The organism is Elstera litoralis (assembly GCF_000963705.1).
GTDB lineage: Bacteria > Pseudomonadota > Alphaproteobacteria > Elsterales > Elsteraceae > Elstera > Elstera litoralis.
Genome location: NZ_LAJY01000589.1, coordinates 1 through 1,462, shown reverse-complemented (window position 1 = coordinate 1,462; position 1,462 = coordinate 1). Strand labels below are relative to the sequence as shown.

Annotated in this window: 2 protein-coding genes; both read left to right on the top strand. The window is 63.2% G+C overall.

Annotated features, from left to right (window positions below):
• Nucleotides 1-749 (top strand): M23 family metallopeptidase (locus VZ95_RS17910; RefSeq protein WP_045777070.1); only part of this gene is annotated, 749 nt, incomplete at its 5' end.
• A gap of 71 nt (nt 750-820) precedes the next feature.
• A complete protein-coding gene (locus VZ95_RS17905; protein WP_045777069.1) occupies nt 821-1,447 on the top strand; it encodes a LysE family translocator in 627 nt (208 codons plus the stop codon).
• Nucleotides 1,448-1,462 lie beyond the last annotated feature (15 nt).

Here is a 1,462-nt window from a genome sequence, read left to right as displayed (position 1 = left end):
TGATGATGGAGCTGATTAAAATCTTCTCCTATGACGTCGACTTCCAGCGCGACATTCAGCCGGGCGACGGGTTCGAAGTGGTGTTCGAGCAGAAGATCACTCAAGACCGTAAGCTCGCGCGCAATGGCCGCCTGCTTTATGCGTCGATGACTCTGTCGGGCACGAGCCTGAAGCTGTTCCGCTTTGAGGGCGATGATGGTTTCGTCGATTTCTATAATCCTAAGGGCGAAAGCGTGCGCAAAGCGCTGCTGAAAACTCCCATCGACGGCGCCAAGCTCACCTCCGGCTTCGGTATGCGCCAACACCCGATCCTCGGCTTCTCGCTGATGCATAAAGGCGTGGACTTCGGTGCGCCGACGGGAACGCCGATTCAAGCCGCCGGTGACGGCACGATCAAAGTCTATGGCGGTAATGGCGCTTATGGGAATTACGCCCAGGTTCAGCACAATGGCCAGTATGCCACGGCTTACGCCCATATGAGCCGCTTTGCGCCGGGCTTACGCGTCGGCAGCCGCGTGCGCCAGGGCCAGATCATCGGCTATGTCGGCAGCACGGGCCGCTCCACCGGCGCGCATCTGCATTATGAAGTGCTGGTCGCGGGCGCGCAGATCAACCCACTCTCGGTGAAGCTGCCTTCGGGCCGCAAACTGGACGGCAAGGACCTGCGCGACTTCTTGAACGCCGTCAAAGGCCTGGAGCAGAAGATGGACAGCCTGCCCCAGCCGATCCAGGTCGCCAGCGCGCGGTAAGTCGCCAAAATCCGCTTGCATCGCTTCGAGGTTTCGGGATGGCTCATAGCTCCTCTGGTTGGAGCTAAGCCATGTCGTCTGATTTTGCCCTCATCGGCCTTGCCACGGTTCTGCTGCTGGGCGCAATGAGCCCCGGCCCCAGCTTTATTCTCGTCGCCCGCATGGCCGTCGCCCAATCGCGCGCCCACGGGCTCGCCGCCGCGCTCGGTATGGGCATCGGCGGCGGAATCTTCGCTCTCGCAGCCTTGATCGGCTTGCAGAGTCTACTCGCCGCCGTCCCCGCCCTTTACGTCGGTGTGAAGCTCTTCGGCGGCGCCTATCTAATTTACCTTGGCGTGATGATCTGGCGCGGCGCGAAGCAGCCGCTGCCAACCGCCGAGGCCGGGGCCGCGCGCGGCTCCATCGGTCGCGCCTTCCTTGTCGCGCTGGGAACCCAGCTCAGCAACCCGAAAACCGCCATCGCCTATACCGGTATCTTCGCGGCCTTCCTGCCCGAACAAGCCTCSGCTTCGACCGGCGCGACGGTGCTCGCCCTGGTACTGATTATCGAAACAAGCTGGTACACGCTGGTCGCCCTGCTGCTCTCCGCCCCCGCCCCGCGCGCGGTCTACCTGCGCGGCAAAGCCTGGATCGACCGGGGCGTCGGCACCGCGATGGGGCTGCTCGGGATGAAGCTGCTGGTATCGGCGCGGGACTGAGGGGGCTTTTGCGGG